The organism is Pseudomonas sp. JDS08PS003 (assembly GCF_045013505.1).
Classification (GTDB): Bacteria; Pseudomonadota; Gammaproteobacteria; order Pseudomonadales; family Pseudomonadaceae; genus Aquipseudomonas; species Aquipseudomonas protegens_B.
This window is the reverse complement of the sequence record NZ_CP120724.1, coordinates 6856032-6877089: the sequence shown is the minus strand read 5'-3', so window position 1 is coordinate 6877089 and position 21058 is coordinate 6856032. Positions and strand designations below refer to the sequence as shown.

Genomic DNA, 21058 nt, shown 5'->3' with positions numbered 1-21058 from the left:
TTTGAAGTACTGGCCTTACTCGCCCGCCAACGGGCAAGCAGGTGCAGCCACAACCCCCACAGCAAAAAGGAGAGCGCCATGCGCCCTGTCATTTTGCGTCGCGGTCTGGTCGCTCTGTTTGCTGCGGCTGTGTCCTTCGGCGCCATTGTTCAAGCTCAAGCCGAGACCTTGCGTATCGGTTATCAGAAATACGGCACCCTGGTGCTGCTCAAGGCCAAGGGCTCCCTGGAAAAGCGCCTGGCGCAGCAGGGCGTAGACGTGCAATGGACCGAGTTCCCGGGCGGCCCGCAGCTGCTGGAGGGGCTGAATGTCGGCTCCATCGACTTCGGTGTGACCGGCGAAACTCCACCGGTATTTGCCCAGGCTGCCGGTGCCGATCTGCTCTACGTGGCCTATGAACCGCCGGCGCCCCATAGCGAAGCGATCCTGGTGCCCAAGGACTCGCCGATCAAATCGGTGCAGGACCTCAAGGGCAAGAAGGTGGTGCTGAACAAGGGCTCCAACGTCCATTACCTGCTGGTCCGCGCCCTGGAAGACGCCGGCCTCAAGTACAGCGATATCCAGACTGTGTTCCTGCCCCCGGCCGATGCCCGCGCAGCGTTCGAGCGTGGCAGTGTCGACGCCTGGGTGATCTGGGACCCTTACCAGGCGGCGGCCGAGCAGCAACTGCAGGCACGCACTCTGCGTGACGGCAGTGGCATCGTCGACAACCACCAGTTCTACCTGGCGACCAAACCCTACGCACAGCAGCACCCCGAGGTGATCAAGGCCCTGGTGGAGGAAGTGCGGGCCGTGGGCGAGTGGTCCAAGGCCAACCCGCAGGAGGTCACCCAGCAGGTGGCACCTCTGTTGGGCCTGTCTACCGACATCACCCTGACCTCGGTGAAACGCCAGGGCTACGGTGCGGCCTTCCTGACCCCGGAAGTGATCGCCGCGCAGCAGAAAATCGCCGACAGCTTCTATCAGCTCAAGCTGATTCCCAAGCCGCTGAGCATCAAAGACGTGATCTGGACGCCCACTGCCGCCGTGGCCAAAGCGCCGTAATTCGACCCCTTAGGAGACAACTCCATGAGCCTCAACATCTTCTGGTTTCTGCCCACCCACGGCGACGGCCATTACCTTGGCACCGCCGAAGGCGCTCGCGCCGTCGATCATGCATACCTGCAACAGATCGCCCAGGCTGCCGACCGCCTTGGTTTTGGCGGGGTGCTGATTCCCACCGGGCGGTCCTGCGAGGATTCCTGGTTGGTGGCGGCCTCGCTGATTCCGGTGACCCAGCGTCTGAAGTTTCTGGTAGCCCTGCGTCCCGGGATCATTTCCCCGACGGTGGCGGCGCGTCAGGCTGCGACCCTGGATCGCTTGTCCGGTGGCCGGGCGCTGTTCAACCTGGTGACCGGTGGTGATCCGGACGAGTTGGCCGGCGATGGCCTGTTCCTCGACCATGAAGAGCGTTACCAGGCCTCCGTGGAGTTCACCCGTATCTGGCGGCGGGTGCTGGAAGGCGAAACCGTGGATTACGACGGCCAGCACATCAGCGTGAAGGGCGCCAAGCTGCTCTATCCGCCGCTGCAGCAACCCCGTCCACCGCTGTATTTCGGCGGCTCTTCGGAAGCCGCCCAGGACCTGGCCGCCGAGCAGGTGGAGATGGTTCTGACCTGGGGCGAACCACCGGCCGCCGTGGCCGAGAAGATCCAGCAGGTGCGGGAAAAGGCCGCCAAGCTGGGGCGCACCGTGCGTTTTGGCATCCGCCTGCATGTGATTGTGCGAGAAACCAATGCCGAGGCCTGGCAGGCCGCCGAGCGCCTGATTTCCCATCTGGACGACGACACCATCGCTCGGGCCCAGGCGTCCCTGGCCCGTTTCGATTCCGTCGGCCAGCAGCGCATGGCGGCCCTGCATGGAGGGCGCCGCGACAAACTGGAAGTGAGCCCGAACCTCTGGGCCGGGGTAGGCCTGGTGCGTGGTGGCGCCGGCACGGCCCTGGTGGGCGACGGTCCTACGGTGGCAGCGCGGATGCAAGAGTACTCAGACCTGGGCATCGACACCTTTATCTTCTCCGGTTATCCACACCTGGAAGAGTCCTACCGGGTGGCCGAACTGCTGTTTCCGCATCTGGACATCGAGCGCCCCAAGCTGCCTGAAGCTGCAGGTTATGTCAGTCCGTTCGGGGAAATGGTCGCCAACGACATCATCCCCAAAGCTGCGTCCCAGAGCTGAGGTGCGGTCATGAGTGGACAACGCATAGTGCATCGGCTGGCGCCCTGGGGGCTGCCGTTGCTGCTGCTCGCGGTGTGGCAGCTGTCGGTATCGGCGGGTTGGCTGTCGACCCGTATCCTGCCGGCCCCCAGCGCGGTGATCGAGGCCGGGGTCAGCCTGGTACGCAGTGGCGATATCTGGACTCACCTGGCCATCAGTGGCTGGCGTGCGGGGCTGGGTTTTGTCATCGGCGGCGGTATCGGTCTGGCGCTGGGCTTCATCACCGGTTTGTCGAAATGGGGCGAGCGCTTGCTGGACAGCTCGGTGCAGATGATCCGCAACGTACCGCACCTGGCGCTGATTCCCCTGGTGATCCTGTGGTTCGGTATCGACGAGTCGGCGAAGATCTTTCTGGTAGCCCTGGGCACTCTGTTCCCGATCTACCTCAACACTTACCACGGCATTCGCAACGTTGATCCGGCGCTGGTGGAGATGGCCCGTAGCTACGGACTGTCGGGGTTCGCGCTGTTTCGCCAAGTGATCCTGCCCGGAGCCTTGCCCTCGATCCTGGTGGGGGTGCGTTTTGCCCTGGGCTTCATGTGGCTGACGCTGATCGTTGCTGAAACCATCTCCGCCAGCTCCGGCATCGGCTATCTGGCCATGAATGCCCGTGAGTTCCTGCAGACCGACGTGGTGGTGCTGGCCATTGTCATGTACGCGGTGCTCGGCAAGCTCGCCGACCTCGCAGCGCGGGGCCTGGAGCGGGTCTGGCTGCGCTGGCATCCGGCCTACCAAGTGGCCAGGGGAGATGCTCAATGACGGCTCAACAACCTCCACGGCTGCTGCGGGGCATTCCCCTGGCCGTGCGCAAATTGCAAAAGACCTTCGGTTCGCGGCAGGTGCTGCGGGAAGTCGATCTGCACATTCCTGCCGGTCAGTTCGTGGCGGTAGTGGGGCGCAGCGGTTGCGGCAAAAGCACCTTGCTGCGCCTGCTGGCCGGTCTCGATCAGCCCACGGGCGGCGAGTTGCTGGCAGGCTCCGCGCCCTTGAGCGCAGCCATCGAAGACACCCGGTTGATGTTCCAGGAGGCACGTTTGCTGCCCTGGAAGAAAGTCATCGACAACGTCGGGCTCGGCCTCAAGGGCAACTGGCGGCCTCAGGCCCTGGAAGCCCTTGAAGCGGTGGGCCTGGCGGATCGCGCCAATGAATGGCCGGCGGCGCTGTCAGGTGGCCAGAAACAGCGGGTGGCCCTGGCTCGTGCCCTGATTCATCAGCCGCGACTGTTACTGCTGGACGAGCCGCTGGGGGCACTGGATGCCCTGACCCGGATCGAGATGCAGCAGTTGATCGAACGTTTGTGGCAGCAGCATGGCTTCACCGTATTGCTGGTCACCCACGATGTCAGTGAGGCCGTGGCGATTGCCGATCGGGTGATCCTGATCGAAGACGGCGAGGTGGGGCTTGACCTGCACGTCGAGCTGCCACGCCCGCGGGTGCGAGGTTCCCATCGCCTGGCGGCCCTGGAAACCGAAGTCCTCAATCGCGTGCTGGCACTGCCAGGTTCACCACCGGAACCGGAACCCGTTTCACCCTTGCCCACGCAGTTGCGCTGGGCACTTTAAAACAGCGAATCATTTCGATCCCAGGAGAAATACCATGACCATTAAAGCCATCAACGTTCGCAATCAGTTCAAGGGCACCATCAAGGAAATCGTCGAGGGTGACGTGCTGTCGGAAATCGACGTGCAGACCGCGTCCGGGATTGTCACTTCGGTGATCACCACCCGTTCGGTCAAGGAGCTGGAACTGTCCATCGGCAGCGAGGTGATTGCCTTCGTGAAATCCACCGAGGTGTCGATCGCCAAGTTGTGAGCAATGCAGTGCAACAGCCCCGAAGGGTGCGAGTCCTTCGGGGCTTTTTTCATGGACGCTGTAAATAACGGTCAGATTTGATACTTTCCCTGCTTTCGGCAAGGCCTGAACAGTACAAACATGACAACAGAGCAGGGTCCAAACGTAGGGTATCTGGAGTTTGATCGCGATCGCTGGTCAGCTCTGCGGGCCGCAGAACCCATGAGTCTGTCACCGTCCGAGATGGAGACGCTGACCAGTCCGACCCAGCCCATGGCGTCCAAGGAGGTGAGGCAGATCCTGCTCCCGCTGTCGCGCCTGCTGCATTTGCATGCGGCCCAGGTGCAGTCGCTCAAGGCCCCCCAGGCAGGTTTCAAGGCACCTTATGTCATAGGTGTATCCGGCAGTGTCGCGGTGGGCAAAAGCAGTTTTGCCAGGGTCCTGGCGGCCCTTCTGGCCTATTGGCCGGACAAGCCCAATGTGCATCTGGTGACTACGGACTCCTTTCTTTTCCCACTGGCGACCCTCCAGGAAAAAAATATTCTGCACCGCAAGGGGTTTCCCGAATCCTACGATGAGCCGTTGTTCGTGGATTTTCTGCAGTCGGTGTGCAGGAAGGGCGAGGCCGTCAGGATTCCCATCTATTCCCACGTCCGCTACGACATCCTGGCCGATGAGGCGCAGTCGGTGGAGGCTCCGGATATCATCATCCTCGAAGGCCTGAATGTGCTGCAGGGCGAGCAGGGGCAAGGCTTGAACCCCCTGGATTTCATCGACTTCTCCATTTACGTCGATGCGTCCGAGGAGGCGATCAAGGCCTGGTACCTGGAGCGCTTTGTCTACTTGAAGAACACCGCGTTCCAGGCGGCAGATTCCTACTTCAACAAGTACAAGGGGCTTTCGGACCTTGAAGCCCTGTCGGTGGCATCCGATACCTGGGATCGGGTCAACCTGAAGAATCTCGTCGAAAACATCCTGCCGACCCGGGAACGGGCGAACCTGATCATTCACAAATCAGCGGATCACAGCATCGACAGGTTGCTGTTGCGGCAGGCTTGAGCGCTCAGAGAGACGCTGGACGCTTGGGCAGGTAGGGCGGCAAGTAGAGGCTCAGGTAGGCATCGAAGACCCGCATGCCTTCCTCCGCCATGCGCGGGGTGATTTGCCCGTGCTGTTGCACCGAACGGGCGTACACCCGATCTCCCAGCTCCATGGCCAGGGCGAATACATCCACATCCCGGGGCAGGGTCGGCAGCTCGAAGTGGTGATCGAACAGCTTGTGCATCAGGTCACCCAGCTCGATGTCGTGCTGGCGATCGGCTTGGGTGACTTCCGTCAAGCCGTGTTGGGCGAGGATCAACTGGCGGGCTGCCGCGTCCTCGCCGTAGATGTCGAGCATGCGTTGTTCAACCAGGCGTGACAGGTCCCGCCAGCTGTCGAGCCGGTCGTGGTCGATGGGAGCTTGCAGGCAGGCGCGAAACCCGGCGTGGACATCAGCGGTCAGGGCTTCCAGCAGGGCAGGGACACTGGCGAAGAAGTGATAGACCGAGGACGGTGGAATCTGCGCTCGTTCCGCCACGCTGTAGATCGACAGGCTGGCCACCCCCTCGCTGGCCAGCAGGGTCCGGGCGGCGTCGAGTATCGAGTCGATCCGGGCCTGGCTGCGTGCACGGGGTTTGCGAAGAGGGGCGGTGCGCGTCATCGGTGTCTCCTACTGGGCAGCGGGCATTGTACGCGAGAGCGCCAGGATTCCTGTATCCGCCGGCCATAACGGCGAGGCACAAAAAAACGCCGCGGGCTGTGTGAGCTCCGCGGCGTTGTTTTTTTGCAACAACCGCTTAGACGGTGTGCAGGTACCAGTTGTACTCGAGGTCGGAGATGGAGTGTTCGAACTCCTCCAGCTCGCTCTCTTTGCAGGCCACGAAGATGTCGATGTATTTCGGATCGATGTACTTGGCCATCACCTCACTGTCGTCCAGCTCGCGCAGGGCATCGCGCAAGTTGTTCGGCAGGCTCTGCTCGTTCTGCTCGTAGCTGTTGCCTTCGGTCGGCGCAGGCGGCTCGATCTTGTTGGTCAAGCCGTGATGCACGCCCGCCAGGACCGAAGCCATCAACAGGTAAGGGTTGGCGTCGGCGCCGGCGACCCGGTGTTCCAGGCGCACGGCATCGGCCGAACCGGTAGGCACCCGCAGGGCCACGGTACGGTTGTCCAGGCCCCAGCTCGGCGAGTTCGGCACATAGAACTGTGCGCCGAAACGACGGTAGGAGTTGACGTTCGGGCAGAGGAAAGCCATCTGCGCCGGTAGGGTCTCGAGCACACCGCCGATCGCGTGACGCAGTGCGGCGTTCTGCTCGGGATCCTCGCTGGCAAAGATGTTCTTGCCATCTTTATCCAGAATCGAAATGTGGACGTGCAGACCGTTGCCCGCCTGGCCCGGGTAAGGCTTGGCCATGAAGGTGGTGTCCATCTCATGGTCGTAGGCGATGTTCTTGATCAGGCGTTTGAGCAGTACCGCGTAATCGCAGGCCTTGATCGGGTCGGCGACGTGGTGCAGGTTCACTTCGAACTGCGCCGGGGCACTTTCCTTGACGATGGCGTCTGCGGGGATGCCTTGCTCTTTGGCACCTTCGAGAATGTCCTGGAGGCAGTCGACGTATTCGTCGAGATCGTCGATCAGGTAGACCTGGGTGGAATGCGGGCGTTTGCCGGAGATCGGCGAACGTGGCGGTTGTGGGCGGCCGTTCACGTTCTCCTGGTCGATCAGGTAGAACTCCAGTTCGAAGGCGGCGCAGATGGTCAGTCCCAGTTCGTCGAACTTGGCCACGACCTGGCGCAGTACTTCTCGTGGATCGGCGAAGAACGGATCGCCTTCAAGCTCGTGCATGGTCATCAGCAGTTGCGCGGTAGGACGCTTCTGCCAGGGCTCGTTGCACAGGGTATCGGGGATTGGATAGCAGATTCGGTCAGCATCGCCGATGTCCAGGCCCAGGCCGGTGCTTTCCACCGTAGAACCATTGATATCCAGGGCAAACAGGGAGGCCGGCAGGTTGATGCCTTTCTCGTAAACCTTGTGGAGGCTGGTGCGTTCGATGCGCTTGCCGCGCACCACACCATTCATATCCGCAATCAGAAGGTCAACGTACAGAACCTCAGGATGTTCCTTAAGGAACGCGTTCGCTTCGTTGAGCTGAACGGCACGCGGGGGTACCGACATGATGCAACACCTTTGTTGTTAAAAATATCAATCATTGATCTTTTCTGGTTTCAGTCAACCCGAACGGCATGCCGAAGTCAAGTAAGGCCTTTTATGCCCTAATAAAGGGCTGGCGAGGCTCTTTTGAGGCAAAACAGGGCGTTTTTTGGGCTTCGACTACCTTGGGTACCGCAGGCTTGAGCGGGCCGTGTTGTATTTTTTACGGGGGTGTTGTGTAAAAAAATGAACAACGCTAAGCTCGAATCAAACCCATAACAGCAATAATACCGGGGTGTTTCATGTCTCGCCTGCCGTTAATCGGCGTCACCGCCTGCTCCAGGCAGATCGGTCTGCATGCCTATCACATCAGTGGCGACGAGTATGTACAGGCGGTAGCCAGCGCAGCCCAGGGCGTGCCGGTGATTCTTCCGTCCATGGCGCAGTGGCTTTCCCCGTCCGATATTCTGGACGGCCTGGACGGCATCCTCTTTACCGGTTCTCCTTCCAATATCGAACCTTTCCATTATCAGGGGCCTGCCAGCGCGCCGGGCACTGCTCATGATTCTGCACGGGACGCGGCCACTCTGCCGCTGTTGAATGCCGCCGTCCAAGCCGGTGTTCCGGTGCTGGGTATCTGTCGCGGATTTCAGGAAATGAATGTGGCCCTGGGCGGCAGCCTTCATCAGAACGTGCATGAAGTGCAGCCGTTCATGGACCACCGCCATGATGAAGAGCCCGATCAGCCCCTGGATGCCTGGTACGCGCCCGCCCATGATCTGCACGTTCAAACGGGCGGGATCCTGGCGAATCTGGGCCTGCCGCAGAAGATTCAAGTCAACTCGATTCATGCGCAAGGTATTGAACGTCTGGCGCCGGGCCTGCGGGTCGAGGCGCTGGCGCCTGACGGTCTGGTGGAGGCCATCTCGGTCGAGGGAGGCAAGGCATTTGCTTTAGGGGTGCAATGGCACCCCGAATGGCAGGTAAGCTGCAATCCTCACTATCTGGCCATCTTCCAGGCTTTTGGTGATGCCTGCCGCAAGCGGGCAAAACAACGCGACGCCGAAGCGTCACACAAGGCCTGACTTAATAGAGAGTCAGGAAACTCAGCCTAGAGGCATTTATGAGTAACAACCTCGACCAGCTCACCGATTGGTTGAAAGACCACAAGATCACAGAAGTCGAATGCATGATCGGCGACTTGACCGGTATCACCCGGGGCAAGATCTCGCCGACCAACAAGTTCATTGCCGAAAAAGGCATGCGCCTGCCCGAGAGCGTGCTGTTGCAGACCGTGACCGGCGACTATGTCGAAGACGACATCTATTACGAGCTGCTGGACCCGGCGGACATCGACATGGTCTGCCGTCCCGACCAGAACGCGGTGTATCTCGTGCCCTGGGCCATCGAACCCACTGCCCAGGTGATCCACGACACCTACGACAAGCAGGGCAACCCCATCGAGCTGTCGCCACGCAACGTCTTGAAGAAGGTCCTCAAGCTCTACGCCGACCACGGCTGGCAGCCCATCGTGGCGCCGGAGATGGAGTTCTACCTGACCAAGCGCAGTGACGACCCCGACTATCCCCTGCAGCCGCCCATCGGCCGTTCCGGCCGTCCTGAAACCGGGCGCCAGTCGTTCTCCATTGAAGCGGCCAACGAATTCGATCCGCTGTTCGAAGATGTCTACGACTGGTGCGAACTGCAGGAGCTGGACCTGGACACCCTGATCCATGAGGACGGCACGGCGCAGATGGAGATCAACTTCCGTCACGGTGACGCCTTGTCCCTGGCTGACCAGATCCTGGTGTTCAAGCGCACCATGCGCGAAGCCGCACTCAAGCATGACGTGGCCGCAACCTTCATGGCCAAGCCCATGACCGGCGAGCCTGGCAGCGCCATGCACTTGCACCAGAGCGTCATCGACATCAACACCGGCAAGAACGTCTTCTCCAACGAAGACGGGACCATGAGCCAGCTGTTCCTCAACCACATTGGCGGTTTGCAGAAGTTCATCCCCGAGCTGCTGCCGCTGTTCGCCCCCAACGTCAACTCGTTCCGCCGCTTCCTGCCCGATACCTCGGCGCCAGTGAACGTCGAGTGGGGCGAAGAAAACCGCACCGTGGGCCTGCGGGTGCCGGATGCCGGGCCGCAGAACCGTCGGGTGGAAAACCGCCTGCCGGGCGCCGACGCCAACCCTTACCTGGCCATTGCTGCCAGCCTGCTGTGCGGCTTCATTGGCATGGTCGAAGGCCACAACCCGAGCGCGCCAGTGGTCGGTCGTGGTTATGAGCGACGCAACCTGCGCCTGCCGTTGACCATCGAGGACGCCCTGGAGCGAATGGAAAACAGCAAGACCATCGAGAAGTACCTGGGCCAGAAGTTCATCACCGGCTACGTCGCGGTGAAGCGGGCCGAGCACGAAAACTTCAAGCGCGTGATCAGTTCGTGGGAGCGGGAATTCCTGCTGTTCGCCGTCTGATTCGCCGGGCGCCGCTGCCCCCCAGCGGCGCCTTCACTGACACTTAGGAGAGATTGATGACTCATAAAAACCCGCAAACCCGCGAGTGGCAAACCCTCAGCAGTGATCACCACCTGGCGCCTTTCAGCGACTTCAAGCAATTGAAGGAGAAGGGGCCGCGGATCATCACCCATGCCAAGGGTGTGTACCTCTGGGACAGTGAAGGCAATCAGATTCTCGACGGTATGGCTGGCCTGTGGTGCGTAGCCATCGGCTATGGTCGTGATGAATTGGCGGAAGCCGCCAGCAAGCAAATGCGTGAACTGCCCTATTACAACCTGTTCTTCCAGACCGCCCACCCGCCGGTGCTGGAGCTGTCCAAGGCAATCGCCGATGTCGCACCGGAAGGCATGAATCACGTGTTCTTCACCGGCTCCGGCTCCGAAGGCAACGACACCATGCTGCGCATGGTCCGCCATTACTGGGCGATCAAGGGCCAGCCGAACAAGAAGACCATCATCAGCCGGGTTAACGGCTACCACGGCTCCACCGTGGCGGGCGCCAGCCTCGGCGGCATGACTTACATGCACGAACAGGGCGACCTGCCGATTCCGGGCATTGTCCACATCCCGCAACCGTACTGGTTCGGCGAAGGCGGCGACATGAGCCCAGAAGAGTTCGGCATCTGGGCGGCCAACCAGCTGGAAGAGAAGATCCTGGAGCTGGGCGTGGATAACGTCGGTGCCTTTATCGCCGAGCCGATCCAGGGCGCTGGCGGCGTGATTGTGCCGCCGGACAGCTACTGGCCGCGGATCAAGGAAATCCTCGCCAAGTACGACATCCTCTTCGTCGCCGACGAAGTGATCTGTGGCTTCGGCCGCACCGGTGAGTGGTTCGGTAGCGATTTCTACGATCTCAAGCCCGACATGATGACCATCGCCAAGGGCCTGACCTCCGGCTACATCCCCATGGGCGGCCTGATTGTCCGTGACGAAGTGGTGGCGGTGCTCAACGAGGGCGGTGATTTCAACCACGGTTTCACCTACTCCGGCCATCCGGTGGCCGCAGCCGTGGCCCTGGAAAACATCCGCATCATGCGCGATGAAAAAATTATTCAGCGCGCCCACGAAAAAGCGGCACCCTATTTGCAGAAACGTCTGCGTGAGCTGAGTGATCACCCGTTGGTGGGCGAAGTTCGCGGGGTAGGCCTGCTGGGGGCGATCGAGCTGGTCAAGGACAAGGCCACCCGGGCACGTTACGAAGGTCGTGGCGTAGGCATGATCTGCCGACAGTTCTGCTTCGATAACGGTCTGATCATGCGTGCCGTCGGCGACACCATGATCATTGCGCCACCGCTGGTGATCAGCGAGGCGGAGATCGACGAACTGGTGGCCAAGGCGCGCAAGTGCCTGGATCTGACCTTGAGTGTGCTGCAGAGCTGAGTGCTAGGCTTTGAGCGCGGTGCTTGCGGGCACGGCGCTCGAAGCAGATATAAAGGATGGGTCTTTCCTTGAAAGCCGGCCTTGGATCTTGCCAGACTACCCGCCGTTTTGGTCGCCCCGAGACTGGCCGCTGAGCGAGTGGTTAAAAAAGAATAATTGGAGCATTACGCATGAAGGCATTAGGTATGAAGTTAGCTGGCAAGACCCTCCTCGCCATGTCCCTGATGGGCGTGATGGCGGCGGCAGCGCAGGCGGACGATAAAGTGCTGCACGTTTACAACTGGTCCGATTACATTGCCCCGGACACCATCAAGAAATTTGAAGCCGAGTCGGGCATCAAAGTGGTCTATGACGTGTTCGACAGCAACGAAACCCTGGAAGCCAAGTTGCTCGCCGGCAAATCCGGCTACGACGTGGTAGTGCCTTCCAACAACTTCCTGGCCAAGCAGATCAAGGCCGGTGTCTATCAGGAACTGGACAAGTCCAAGTTGCCGAACTGGAAGAACCTCAACGAATCGCTGCTCAAGGCAGTATCGGTGAGCGACCCGGGCAACAAGCACGCCTTCCCTTACATGTGGGGTTCGATCGGCATCGGTTTCAACGCCGAGAAGGTCAAGGCCGTATTGGGCGCCGACGCACCCACCAACTCCTGGGACCTGCTGTTCAAGCCGGAAAACGCCGAGAAGTTGAAGGCGTGCGGCGTCAGTTTCCTCGACTCGCCAACCGAGATGATTCCGGTGGCGCTGCACTACCTGGGCTACCCGACCGACAGCCAGGACAAAAAGCAACTGGCTGAAGCCGAAGCGCTGTTCCTCAAGATCCGTCCTTCGATCGCCTACTTCCACTCGTCCAAGTACATCTCCGACCTGGCTAACGGCAACATCTGCGTCGCTGTGGGTTACTCGGGCGACATCTATCAGGCCAAGGCTCGTGCCGCCGAAGCCGGTGACAAGGTCAAGGTCAGCTACAACATTCCCAAAGAGGGTGCTGGCAGCTTCTACGACATGGTCGCCATCCCTAAAGACGCGGAAAACGTCGACGGCGCCTACAAGTTCATGACCTTCCTGCAAAAGCCTGAAGTCATGGCCGAAATCACCAACGCCGTGCGTTTCCCCAACGGTAACGCGGCTGCAACCCCGTTGGTCGATAAAGACATCACCAGCGACCCGGGCGTTTACCCGCCGGCTGATGTACAGGCCAAGCTGTATGCGATCGCCGACTTGCCGGCCGCGACCCAGCGCATCCTGACCCGCAGCTGGACCAAGATCAAATCCGGTAAATAAGCCGATTTGCAGCACCACCTGTTGCCGTCGTCGTGGCGAGGGCGGCAACAGGAAACAATTAAATGACAGAAAGTTTTGCTGGATTGGTTTATCGAGGGTAAGTTGCGCGCCGGTTTTGTTGCTGGGCAGCTCGGAGGCTGTCAGGTAGCGCGGGGCAACTTGGGCCCAACTATTTAAGAGGACCTCCACTTGCCTATTTCTTTATTTTGCAAAGCCATGCTGGTCGCCGCCAGCCTGACGCTGGTGGCTGGCGCGCAGGCTGCACCGACCGTGCATATTTATAACTGGTCCGACTACATCGGTCAGAACACCCTGGCCGAATTTGAAAAAGCCACGGGCATCAAGCCGGTGTACGACGTATTCGATTCCAACGAAACCCTGGAAGGCAAGTTGCTGGCCGGTCGCACCGGTTATGACGTGGTGGTGCCGTCCAACCACTTCCTGGGCAAGCAGATCAAGGCTGGGGCTTTCCAGAAGCTCGACAAGAGCTTGCTGACCCATTATTCGAACCTTGACCCGGCCCTGCTCAAGCGCCTGGAAATGAACGATCCGGGCAACCAGTACGCGGTGCCGTACCTGTGGGGCACCAACGGCATCGGCTACAACGTCGACAAGGTCAAGGCGGTCCTGGGTGTGGACAAGATCGACTCCTGGAGCGTGTTGTTCGAGCCGGAGAACATCAAGAAGCTCAATAGCTGCGGCGTGGCCTTCCTCGATTCTGCCGATGAAATGATGCCCACGGTCCTCAACTACCTGGGGCTGAACGCCAACAGCACCAATCCCCAGGACTACAAGAAGGCCGAAGCCAAGTTGCTGGCGGTGCGTCCTTACGTGACTTACTTCCATTCGTCCAAGTACATCTCGGACCTGGCCAACGGCAATATCTGCGTGGCCATCGGTTTTTCCGGCGACGTGTTCCAGGCCAAGGCCCGGGCCGCCGACGCCGGCAAGGGCGTGAACATCGCCTACGCGATTCCGAAGGAGGGAGGTGCCCTGTGGTTCGACATGCTGGCGATCCCCAAGGATTCGAGCAACGTCAAGGAAGCGCACGCCTTCATCAACTATTTGCTGCAACCTGAGGTGATTGCCCAGGTCAGTGACTACGTCGGTTATGCCAACCCCAATCCCGGGTCGGACAAGCTGATGGAGCAATCCATTCGCACCGACGAAGCGGTTTATCCACCGCAGGCCGTGCTCGAAAAGACTTACGTGTCCACCGAGTTGCCACCCAATATCCAACGCTTGATGACCCGCAGCTGGACCAAGGTCAAGACGGGTAAGTAGTTCCACAGGCTCAAACTATCCAAGGTCCGTCCACGTGGGACGGGCTGCAAATTTTGTTGGGAGTTTCGCAAATGGCAGTTGCCTCCGGCGCCTATAAGAAAGCCCTCGAGGGCGACCAGACACCTAAGCAGGTGCTGGTCAAAATCGACCGGGTCACGAAGAAGTTCGACGAGACGGTTGCCGTGGACGATGTGTCCCTGGAAATCAAGAAAGGCGAGATCTTCGCTCTGCTCGGTGGCTCGGGTTCGGGCAAGTCCACCTTGTTGCGGATGCTGGCCGGTTTCGAACGGCCAACGGAGGGGCGAATCTTCCTCGATGGCGTGGACATCACCGACATGCCGCCCTACGAGCGGCCGATCAACATGATGTTCCAGTCCTACGCCCTGTTCCCCCATATGACCGTGGCGCAGAACATTGCCTTCGGCCTCAAGCAGGACAAGATCCCTGCCGCCGAGATCGACGCCCGGGTGGCGGAGATGCTCAAGCTGGTGCAGATGAGCCAGTACGCCAAGCGCAAGCCGCACCAGCTGTCCGGCGGCCAGCGCCAGCGCGTGGCCCTGGCCCGCTCCCTGGCCAAGCGTCCCAAGCTGCTGCTGCTGGACGAACCCATGGGCGCCCTGGACAAGAAGCTGCGCTCGCAGATGCAACTGGAGCTGGTGGAGATCATCGAGCGCGTAGGCGTGACCTGCGTCATGGTGACCCACGATCAGGAAGAGGCCATGACCATGGCCGAGCGTATCGCCATCATGCACCTGGGCTGGATTGCCCAGATCGGCAGCCCGATCGATATCTACGAGACCCCGGTCAGTCGCCTGGTGTGCGAGTTCATCGGCAACGTCAACATCTTCGAAGGTGAGGTGGTGGACGATGCCGAAGGTCACGCGCTGATCACCTGCAAGGACCTGGACCGCAATATCTATGTCGGCCACGGCATCAGCACCTCGGTCCAGGACAAGTCGGTGACCTACGCGATCCGTCCGGAAAAGCTCCTGGTCACCGCCGAGATGCCGACCTGCGAGTACAACTGGTCCAGCGGCAAGGTCCACGACATTGCCTACCTGGGCGGTCACTCGGTGTTCTACGTCGAGCTGCCGAGCGGCAAGCTGGTGCAGTCCTTCGTGGCCAACGCCGAGCGTCGTGGCGCGCGGCCGACCTGGGGTGATCAGGTCTACGTCTGGTGGGAAGACGACAGCGGCGTGGTACTGCGCTCATGAACATGCGAAAGCTCAAGCGCCGACTCGATCGAATTATTCCCGGTGGCCGTCAACTGGTCATCGGGGTTCCGTTCATCTGGCTGTTTCTGTTCTTCATGCTGCCGTTCTTCATTGTCCTGAAGATCAGCTTCGCCGAAGCGGACGTGGCCATTCCGCCCTACACCGAGATCTACAGTTACGTCGATCAGAAGCTGCAGGTGCTGCTCAACCTTGGCAACTACGCGATGCTGGGGGACGACGAGCTGTACATCGCCGCCTACCTTGGCTCGCTGAAGATGGCGTTCTTCAGCACCATCCTCTGCCTGCTGATCGGCTACCCGATGGCCTATGCCATCGCCAGCGCCCGTAAAGAACTGCAGACCGTACTGGTGCTGCTGATCATGATGCCGACCTGGACTGCGATCCTGATCCGGGTCTATGCCTGGATGGGCATCCTCAGCAACAACGGCCTGCTCAATGGCTTCCTGATGTCGATGGGCTGGATCAACGAGCCGCTGCAGATCCTCAATACCAACATCGCGGTGTACATCGGCGTGGTCTATTCCTACCTGCCGTTCATGATCCTGCCGCTGTACGCGAACCTGGTGAAACACGACACCAGCCTGCTGGAGGCCGCGGCCGACCTGGGCTCGAGTACGTTCAACAGCTTCTGGAAGATCACCGTGCCGCTGTCCAAGAACGGCATCATCGCCGGTTGCATGCTGGTGTTCATCCCGGTGGTGGGCGAGTTCGTGATTCCGGAACTGCTGGGCGGCCCGGAAACCCTGATGATCGGTAAAGTGCTCTGGCAAGAGTTCTTCAACAACCGTGACTGGCCGGTGGCATCCGCCTTGGCAGTGGTGATGCTGGCGATCCTGATTGTGCCGATCATTCTGTTCAACCGCAGTCAGGCCAAAGAAATGGAGGGCAAGGAATGAAGCGCTTCAGTTTCTCGAGCATGATGCTGGTGCTGGGCCTGTTGTTCATCTATCTGCCGATGCTGATCCTGGTGATCTACTCGTTCAACGCCTCGAAACTGGTGACGGTATGGGGCGGCTGGTCGATCAACTGGTATATCGGCCTGCTGGATAACACCCAGCTCATGGGTTCGGTCTTACGTTCCCTGGAGATCGCCTGCTACACCGCCGTTGCCGCGGTGGCCCTGGGCACCTTGGCAGCGTTCGTCCTGACCCGGATCACCCACTTCAAGGGACGCACGCTGTTCGGTGGCCTGGTGACTGCGCCGCTGGTGATGCCTGAAGTGATCACCGGCCTGTCGCTGTTGCTGCTGTTCGTGGCCATGGCCCAAGCCGTCGGCTGGCCTCAGGAACGCGGGATCGTCACCATCTGGATCGCCCACACCACGTTCTGCGCCGCCTATGTGGCGGTGGTGGTGTCGGCTCGCCTGCGCGAGCTGGACCTGTCCATCGAAGAGGCGGCCATGGACCTGGGCGCGCGGCCGTGGAAGGTGTTCTTCCTGATCACCATCCCGATGATCGCGCCGTCCCTGGCAGCGGGGGGCATGATGTCCTTCGCCCTGTCCCTGGATGACCTGGTACTGGCTAGCTTCGTCTCTGGCCCGGGGTCCACCACCTTGCCGATGGAAGTGTTCTCGGCGGTGCGCCTGGGGGTCAAACCGGAGATCAACGCTGTGGCCAGCCTGATCCTGCTGGCGGTGTCCCTGGTGACCTTCCTGGTCTGGTTCTTCAGCCGTCGCGCCGAAGAAGCTCGCAAGCGTGCGATTCAGCAAGCCATCGAAGAGAGTGCTGCCGACTCCTGGAAGCAGCCGGACGTACGTCGGGCTCAGGCGCCGGAAGCTGCCTGACCCCAGGCTCGCGCTACCTTAGGTACGCAACAAAAAAACCTCGCCCCGGTAACCGGGAGCGAGGTTTTTTATTGCCCCACGCCGACTCCCGCCGTAGGAGCCGGCTTGCCGGCGAAGGCGATCTTGAGATACATGCCGGGCTTGCGGGCCTCTTCGCTGGCAAGCCAGCTCCTACAATAGGCGCTCAGGGGCGGCGGGCCGGCAGCAGCTTCAGGGTACTGCGGGTGTTGGCGCTGACTTCTTCGTCGCTGAAGTGCGCCTGTTGGTAGACCCCTTCGATGTAGGCCTCGGCCTGGTCGTCGTAGTGCTTGTCGAACAGCACACCGCTCTGGCCCACGGGGTTGATGGTCAGGCTGTGGGCCGGGTCGGCGAAGTCGATGATGCGCCGGGTCGAGGGGCCATACACCACGGACCAGGGCGCCGGGCCGATCTTGGCGGTGAGGTTGTTCGGCACTTCATGGCTGCCCGGGGCATCCAGGGGGCCGACGTTGAATACCCGGTCCAGGGGCTTCTGCATCCCTAGCGGATGAGCGTGGGTCAGGGTATGGGCGGTGCCCCAGCGCCATTGCGCGGGGTTGGCGCCCAGGGTGCGCTTGAGGTGGTCGATGCTGGCGCGCCAGGCCACCTTGACCGTGTCGGCTCGGCTTTCACGCTGGGGCGTCGTGCGGTTGTCCCACCAGGGGGAGTCGGGATCGGCCGCCAGCCGGGGCAGGGCGGCATCCACCACCCGGGCTTGGATCAAAGCGTCGAAGTAGGCGTCGCCGAGCTTTTCATGAAAGGTGGCGTCGGCCAGGTCGAACAGGAACTGGTTGAACAGGGTGGCATTGGTGGAGTCCAGGGGGTAGTCGCCCTGCCACTTCGCCAGTTGCTCCAGCAGTTTCAGTTCTTCGGGATCGCTGACCACTTCCCGCAGCACTGGCAGCAAGGGAGCCAGCAGGCGCGGACCGTAGGCGGTGGTGGTGCCCAATTGCAGTTTCTGGGTGTTTTCCAGGTCCCATTTCACGCTTTTGTCACTGAGCTGACGGTCCAGTTGCTGGCCCCGGTCGGCGAGGTTGTAGTAACCGGGGATCTCCATGCCGGTCGGGGATACGGGCTGGAAGTTGGCGGAGACGATATAGCCCCGGGCCGGGTTCTCTTCCTGTGGGTTGGCGCTGAAGGGGTAGAAGCCCTCCTTGTCAGCCATGGCGGTGCTGCCATCGAGAATGAACGCCGGTTTGGCCCCGGCCGGACGCTTGGGCAGCAGCGCCGCTGCCCACCAGCCGATATCACCCTTGGCGTTGGCCCAGACAATGTTCAGTCCGGGGGCGTGGACTTTGGCGGAGGCCGCGCGAACCTTGGCCAGGGTATCGGCGCGGTTGAGCTGGTAGAAACCATCGAGGATCGGGTTGGGGGTTTCCAGAAACCCCCACCACATGGCTATGGGGGCCTTGCCCACGGTGGTGCCGAGCATGTCGTTGATGATCGGGCCGTGGGGCGACTGGCGCAGGGTCAAGGTCACCGGCGCCTGGCCCTTGACCGCAATCTGTTGCTCGCTGCTGATCAGGTCGACCCATTTGTCATGGAACCAGACCTGGTTGGGATTCTCCGGGTTGACCTTCTCGGCGATCAGGTCGAGATCGTCGTTCTGGAACATGGTCAGGCTCCAGCCGAAATCCAGGTTGTGACCCAGGAAGGCGAAGGGCACCAGGGCCTGGTGATGGCCGTAGAGTTCGAAACCCGGAGCCGAAAGTTGCGCCTCGTACCACACCGACGGCAGGGAGTAGCGAATGTGTGGGTCGCCGGCCAGCAGTGGGCGTCCGCTCTTGGTCCGAGCGCCGGCCACGGCCCAGGCGTTGCTGCCTTCGAATTGCGGCAGTCCGGCCTCGCTCAGGGCTTGCAGGCTCAGGAGGGCGATCTGCCCCAGGTCCTGCCAGTCGACAGCGGCCAGTGGCAGGGACGGTTGCGGCTTGCCCTTGGCCAGCACGCCCTTGGGCTGCCAGTCGAGGTCGAAGACTTTCAGGTAATCGTTGCCCAACTGGTCGCGGATATAGGTCAGCAGCGGTTCGGTACGAAAGGCCATGGCGAAGCTGTAGGCCATGAAGCCGGCAACGCTGACGGTGTCTTCTGCCGTGAATGGCCGCTTGTGGATGCCCAGGACATCGAACTCCATGGGGCTGGCGTGACTGTCCTGATACTGGTTGATGCCGTCCAGATAGGCTTCCAGGGCCTTCCACGCGGGAGACTGACGGTCGAGCCCGGCCACATAGCTGTCGGCGCGCTCGCGGATGCGCAGGCTGCGGAACAGTTTGTCGGTGTCCAGCAGCTTGGGCCCCAGAACCTCTGCCAGTTCGCCCCGGGACAGGCGCCGCAGGACTTCCATCTGGAACAGCCGGTCCTGGGCGTGGACGTAACCCAGGGCGCGATACAGGTCGGCTTCGTTTTCCGCGCGGATATGGGGCACGCCGCGCTCGTCGTAACGCACAGTGACCGAGCCCTGCAGGCCGCGGACTTCCACCTGGCCCTGACGTGTCGGCTGCTTGCTGTAGAGATAGCCGACGACACCCGCCAGCAGGGCGAGGATCAGGACGGCAACGACGGTCAGGCTGCGTTTCATGCGGGCTCCTTGCTGTTGTTTTCAGTGCCGCCTTGGAAGAGCTGCAGAGATTTAGCACAAGTCATGGGCATCGCGCAGGAGGCAGTCCTTGAATAGGCGCGAATGCCTTTAATTGGCAGTGGCTGGCCAGGGACAGTAGCAGCCTACCGCCAGGGTGTGGGTGGCATTGATCTGGCGATGGTTCTCTAGCGCCTGGAGGATGGGCTCGATAAAGCTGTTGCTGGAGTTGCAGGTCAGGCCTTCGCTGTAGGGCCCGAAGTAGGCCAGCTTGCCGTTGCGATCCCAGATCGCCACCGCCGGACTGGCGGGAATCTGTTCGGCACCGGGCAGGCTGTCGAGCGGCTTCAGGCGGCCCAGGGTGGCAGGCAGTTGGCCGTGGCTGCCGGGCTTCTGCACGGAATAGAACTCCACGCCCCGCGGGCCATAGGCTTCGATCAGCTCGGCCAGGTGCTGCTGGTTGCCGACGTTGCAGGGGCAGGCCGGGTCCCAGAAGTGCACCAGGCGGATGGCGCCAGGGCCGGCCAGCTCGGCGGGCAGTTGCAGTGGGTCGCCGGAGAACACCGCCGTGTGTTCACTGAAGGCCCGCAGATAGCGTCCCTGGAACCAGTCGTAGGCGCACCACAGCACCACGGCGCAGATCAGGACGAGCAAGCTGGCAATCAGGGGCGTGCGGTAAGACTGGCGCATTAAGATCGGTCCTCGAAGGTCGCGTAGCTTGCCATGCTTGCCGCGACAGATGAATATCGCAGGCCTAGAAAGCCTGTTTTGTCCTCGGTACCCCCCCGTTTTGGAAAACTCCATGTCCGTGACCTTCGACCCCGACCACCTGCGCGCCAGTCTGCAACCCCTGGTGGCTGGGCAGCCCTTGTCGGTGGAGGCTCAGGCCTATCAGCGCTTCTATGGGCTGGACTTCGCCGGGCGTGCGCTGGTGCCACGCAGTCGCCTGGGGCGCTTTCACGTGGAGGGCTACGAGGTGGTCACGCAGGTGTGGTGGCCGGAACAGCCACAGGCAACGCTGTTTCTGTTCCACGGCTTCTACGACCACATGGGCTTGTACCGGCACGTGATCGAGTGGGCCCTGCAGCGCCGCTTCGTGGTGATTTCCTGTGACCTGCCCGGGCATGGCCTGTCCAGTGGCGAGCGCGCCAGCATCAATGATTTCGCGGTGTATCAACGGGTACTGCAAGGCCTGTTCGCCCAGGCGCGGTCCCTGGACTTGCCCCAGCCCTGGCACTTGTTCGGGCAAAGCACCGGTGGCGCGATCATCATGGATCACCTGCTCAACCAGGGCGCCGAGAGCCCGGCCCAGGGGCAAGTGGTGCTCCTGTCACCCTTGGTGCGACCTCGTGCCTGGGGTTGGTCGATGCTCAGCTATTACCTGCTGCGGCCATTTGTCAGTGGCATTGCCCGGCGCTTCAGCGAGAACTCCAACGATGCGGATTTTCTCGCCTTCCTTCAGGCCGACCCGTTGCAGCCACAACGTTTGCCCACTGCCTGGGTCGGCGCGCTGGCACGTTGGATCAAGCAGTTGGAAGCAGCTCCGCGCAGTTCAAGGCAGCCGCTGATCGTCCAGGGGCAGGCGGACATGACGGTGGATTGGGAGCACAACCTGCAAGTGATTCGCGGCAAGTTCACCGCACCTGAGGTCTTGATGCTGCCGGAGGCGCGGCATCACCTGGCGAATGAAATTCCCTTGTACCGCGATCAGTACTTCGCCTTTCTTACCCAGCACCTTTGAT

General features: G+C 61.2%; 19 protein-coding genes. 15 read left to right on the top strand and 4 right to left on the bottom strand.

Annotated elements, in window-relative coordinates; genetic code table 11:
• Positions 1-78: 78 nt before the first annotated feature.
• The 6 genes from P7C00_RS30800 (at position 79) to coaA (ending at position 5106) form a co-directional block, all read left to right on the top strand.
• The gene (locus P7C00_RS30800) at positions 79-1044 is read left to right on the top strand and encodes a sulfonate ABC transporter substrate-binding protein (protein WP_346633309.1); all 966 of its coding nucleotides are present in this window, start codon (positions 79-81) and stop codon (positions 1042-1044) included.
• A gap of 24 nt (positions 1045-1068) precedes the next feature.
• A complete protein-coding gene (gene ssuD, locus P7C00_RS30795; protein WP_404937871.1) occupies positions 1069-2217 on the top strand; it encodes an FMNH2-dependent alkanesulfonate monooxygenase in 1149 nt (382 codons plus the stop codon).
• Between the two features lie 9 nt (positions 2218-2226).
• Complete coding sequence (ssuC, locus tag P7C00_RS30790) at positions 2227-3015, top strand: aliphatic sulfonate ABC transporter permease SsuC (protein ID WP_346633307.1); 789 nt, start codon at positions 2227-2229, stop codon at positions 3013-3015.
• A complete protein-coding gene (gene ssuB / locus P7C00_RS30785) occupies positions 3012-3818 on the top strand; it encodes an aliphatic sulfonates ABC transporter ATP-binding protein (protein WP_346633306.1) in 807 nt (268 codons plus the stop codon). The genes ssuC and ssuB overlap by 4 nt, the downstream gene beginning before the upstream one ends.
• Positions 3819-3852: 34 nt before the next feature.
• Positions 3853-4068 carry a molybdopterin-binding protein gene (locus tag P7C00_RS30780; RefSeq protein ID WP_011064106.1) on the top strand — a complete coding sequence of 72 codons (216 nt, stop codon included), beginning with the start codon at positions 3853-3855 and terminating at the stop codon, positions 4066-4068.
• A 201-nt stretch (positions 4069-4269) separates the two neighbouring features.
• Complete coding sequence (coaA, locus tag P7C00_RS30775) at positions 4270-5106, top strand: type I pantothenate kinase (RefSeq protein WP_404937870.1); 837 nt, start codon at positions 4270-4272, stop codon at positions 5104-5106.
• 4 nt (positions 5107-5110) lie between these two features.
• Here the strand turns inward: coaA and P7C00_RS30770 are convergent, their stop codons facing one another.
• Together P7C00_RS30770 and P7C00_RS30765 are read right to left on the bottom strand one after the other, a co-directional pair.
• Entirely contained in the window at positions 5111-5749 is a 639-nt protein-coding gene (locus P7C00_RS30770; protein WP_346633304.1) for a TetR/AcrR family transcriptional regulator, read from the bottom strand.
• A gap of 136 nt (positions 5750-5885) precedes the next feature.
• Complete coding sequence (locus P7C00_RS30765; RefSeq protein ID WP_346633303.1) at positions 5886-7262, bottom strand: glutamine synthetase family protein; 1377 nt, start codon at positions 7260-7262, stop codon at positions 5886-5888.
• Between the two features lie 278 nt (positions 7263-7540).
• Here P7C00_RS30765 and P7C00_RS30760 point away from each other — a divergent pair, with 278 nt between their 5' ends.
• The 8 genes from P7C00_RS30760 (at position 7541) to P7C00_RS30725 (ending at position 16726) form a co-directional block, all read left to right on the top strand.
• Positions 7541-8323: a gamma-glutamyl-gamma-aminobutyrate hydrolase family protein gene (locus P7C00_RS30760; RefSeq protein ID WP_404937869.1), complete on the top strand. Its 783-nt coding sequence runs from the start codon at positions 7541-7543 to the stop codon at positions 8321-8323.
• Positions 8324-8361: 38 nt separating this feature from the next.
• Positions 8362-9720: a glutamine synthetase family protein gene (locus tag P7C00_RS30755; RefSeq protein WP_346633301.1), complete on the top strand. Its 1359-nt coding sequence runs from the start codon at positions 8362-8364 to the stop codon at positions 9718-9720.
• Between the two features lie 56 nt (positions 9721-9776).
• Positions 9777-11141, top strand: a complete 1365-nt coding sequence (locus P7C00_RS30750; RefSeq protein WP_346633300.1) for an aspartate aminotransferase family protein — start codon at positions 9777-9779, stop codon at positions 11139-11141.
• Between the two features lie 185 nt (positions 11142-11326).
• Complete coding sequence (locus P7C00_RS30745; protein ID WP_102862145.1) at positions 11327-12424, top strand: polyamine ABC transporter substrate-binding protein; 1098 nt, start codon at positions 11327-11329, stop codon at positions 12422-12424.
• Between the two features lie 189 nt (positions 12425-12613).
• Complete coding sequence (locus P7C00_RS30740) at positions 12614-13708, top strand: polyamine ABC transporter substrate-binding protein (protein ID WP_404937868.1); 1095 nt, start codon at positions 12614-12616, stop codon at positions 13706-13708.
• Positions 13709-13779: 71 nt separating this feature from the next.
• Positions 13780-14922 (top strand): polyamine ABC transporter ATP-binding protein, encoded by a 1143-nt coding sequence (locus P7C00_RS30735; RefSeq protein ID WP_346633298.1) that lies wholly within the window; start codon positions 13780-13782, stop codon positions 14920-14922.
• A 35-nt stretch (positions 14923-14957) separates the two neighbouring features.
• Positions 14958-15839, top strand: coding sequence for an ABC transporter permease subunit (locus tag P7C00_RS30730; RefSeq protein ID WP_170001853.1), 882 nt, complete (start codon positions 14958-14960; stop codon positions 15837-15839).
• Positions 15836-16726 (top strand): ABC transporter permease subunit, encoded by an 891-nt coding sequence (locus P7C00_RS30725; protein ID WP_346633297.1) that lies wholly within the window; start codon positions 15836-15838, stop codon positions 16724-16726. Before P7C00_RS30730 ends, P7C00_RS30725 begins: the two co-directional genes overlap by 4 nt.
• A gap of 184 nt (positions 16727-16910) precedes the next feature.
• Here the strand turns inward: P7C00_RS30725 and P7C00_RS30720 are convergent, their stop codons facing one another.
• Positions 16911-19319: a penicillin acylase family protein gene (locus P7C00_RS30720; RefSeq protein WP_404937867.1), complete on the bottom strand. Its 2409-nt coding sequence runs from the start codon at positions 19317-19319 to the stop codon at positions 16911-16913.
• A 108-nt stretch (positions 19320-19427) separates the two neighbouring features.
• Positions 19428-20006 carry a DUF6436 domain-containing protein gene (locus P7C00_RS30715; protein ID WP_346633295.1) on the bottom strand — a complete coding sequence of 193 codons (579 nt, stop codon included), beginning with the start codon at positions 20004-20006 and terminating at the stop codon, positions 19428-19430.
• Positions 20007-20118: 112 nt separating this feature from the next.
• On the opposite strand from P7C00_RS30715, the gene P7C00_RS30710 reads away from it, so the two are divergent.
• Complete coding sequence (locus P7C00_RS30710; protein WP_404937866.1) at positions 20119-21057, top strand: alpha/beta hydrolase; 939 nt, start codon at positions 20119-20121, stop codon at positions 21055-21057.
• The last annotated feature ends 1 nt before the right edge of the window (position 21058 follow it).

Coding starts and splice junctions, on each gene's coding strand:
- P7C00_RS30800 (WP_346633309.1), top strand. CDS start 79: ATGCGCCCTGTCATTTTGCGTCGCGGTCTGGTCGCTCTGTTTGCTGCG.
- ssuD (WP_404937871.1), top strand. CDS start 1,069: ATGAGCCTCAACATCTTCTGGTTTCTGCCCACCCACGGCGACGGCCAT.
- ssuC (WP_346633307.1), top strand. CDS start 2,227: ATGAGTGGACAACGCATAGTGCATCGGCTGGCGCCCTGGGGGCTGCCG.
- ssuB (WP_346633306.1), top strand. CDS start 3,012: ATGACGGCTCAACAACCTCCACGGCTGCTGCGGGGCATTCCCCTGGCC.
- P7C00_RS30780 (WP_011064106.1), top strand. CDS start 3,853: ATGACCATTAAAGCCATCAACGTTCGCAATCAGTTCAAGGGCACCATC.
- coaA (WP_404937870.1), top strand. CDS start 4,270: ATGAGTCTGTCACCGTCCGAGATGGAGACGCTGACCAGTCCGACCCAG.
- P7C00_RS30770 (WP_346633304.1), bottom strand. CDS start 5,749: ATGACGCGCACCGCCCCTCTTCGCAAACCCCGTGCACGCAGCCAGGCC.
- P7C00_RS30765 (WP_346633303.1), bottom strand. CDS start 7,262: ATGTCGGTACCCCCGCGTGCCGTTCAGCTCAACGAAGCGAACGCGTTC.
- P7C00_RS30760 (WP_404937869.1), top strand. CDS start 7,541: ATGTCTCGCCTGCCGTTAATCGGCGTCACCGCCTGCTCCAGGCAGATC.
- P7C00_RS30755 (WP_346633301.1), top strand. CDS start 8,362: ATGAGTAACAACCTCGACCAGCTCACCGATTGGTTGAAAGACCACAAG.
- P7C00_RS30750 (WP_346633300.1), top strand. CDS start 9,777: ATGACTCATAAAAACCCGCAAACCCGCGAGTGGCAAACCCTCAGCAGT.
- P7C00_RS30745 (WP_102862145.1), top strand. CDS start 11,327: ATGAAGTTAGCTGGCAAGACCCTCCTCGCCATGTCCCTGATGGGCGTG.
- P7C00_RS30735 (WP_346633298.1), top strand. CDS start 13,780: ATGGCAGTTGCCTCCGGCGCCTATAAGAAAGCCCTCGAGGGCGACCAG.
- P7C00_RS30725 (WP_346633297.1), top strand. CDS start 15,836: ATGAAGCGCTTCAGTTTCTCGAGCATGATGCTGGTGCTGGGCCTGTTG.
- P7C00_RS30720 (WP_404937867.1), bottom strand. CDS start 19,319: ATGAAACGCAGCCTGACCGTCGTTGCCGTCCTGATCCTCGCCCTGCTG.
- P7C00_RS30715 (WP_346633295.1), bottom strand. CDS start 20,006: ATGCGCCAGTCTTACCGCACGCCCCTGATTGCCAGCTTGCTCGTCCTG.
- P7C00_RS30710 (WP_404937866.1), top strand. CDS start 20,119: ATGTCCGTGACCTTCGACCCCGACCACCTGCGCGCCAGTCTGCAACCC.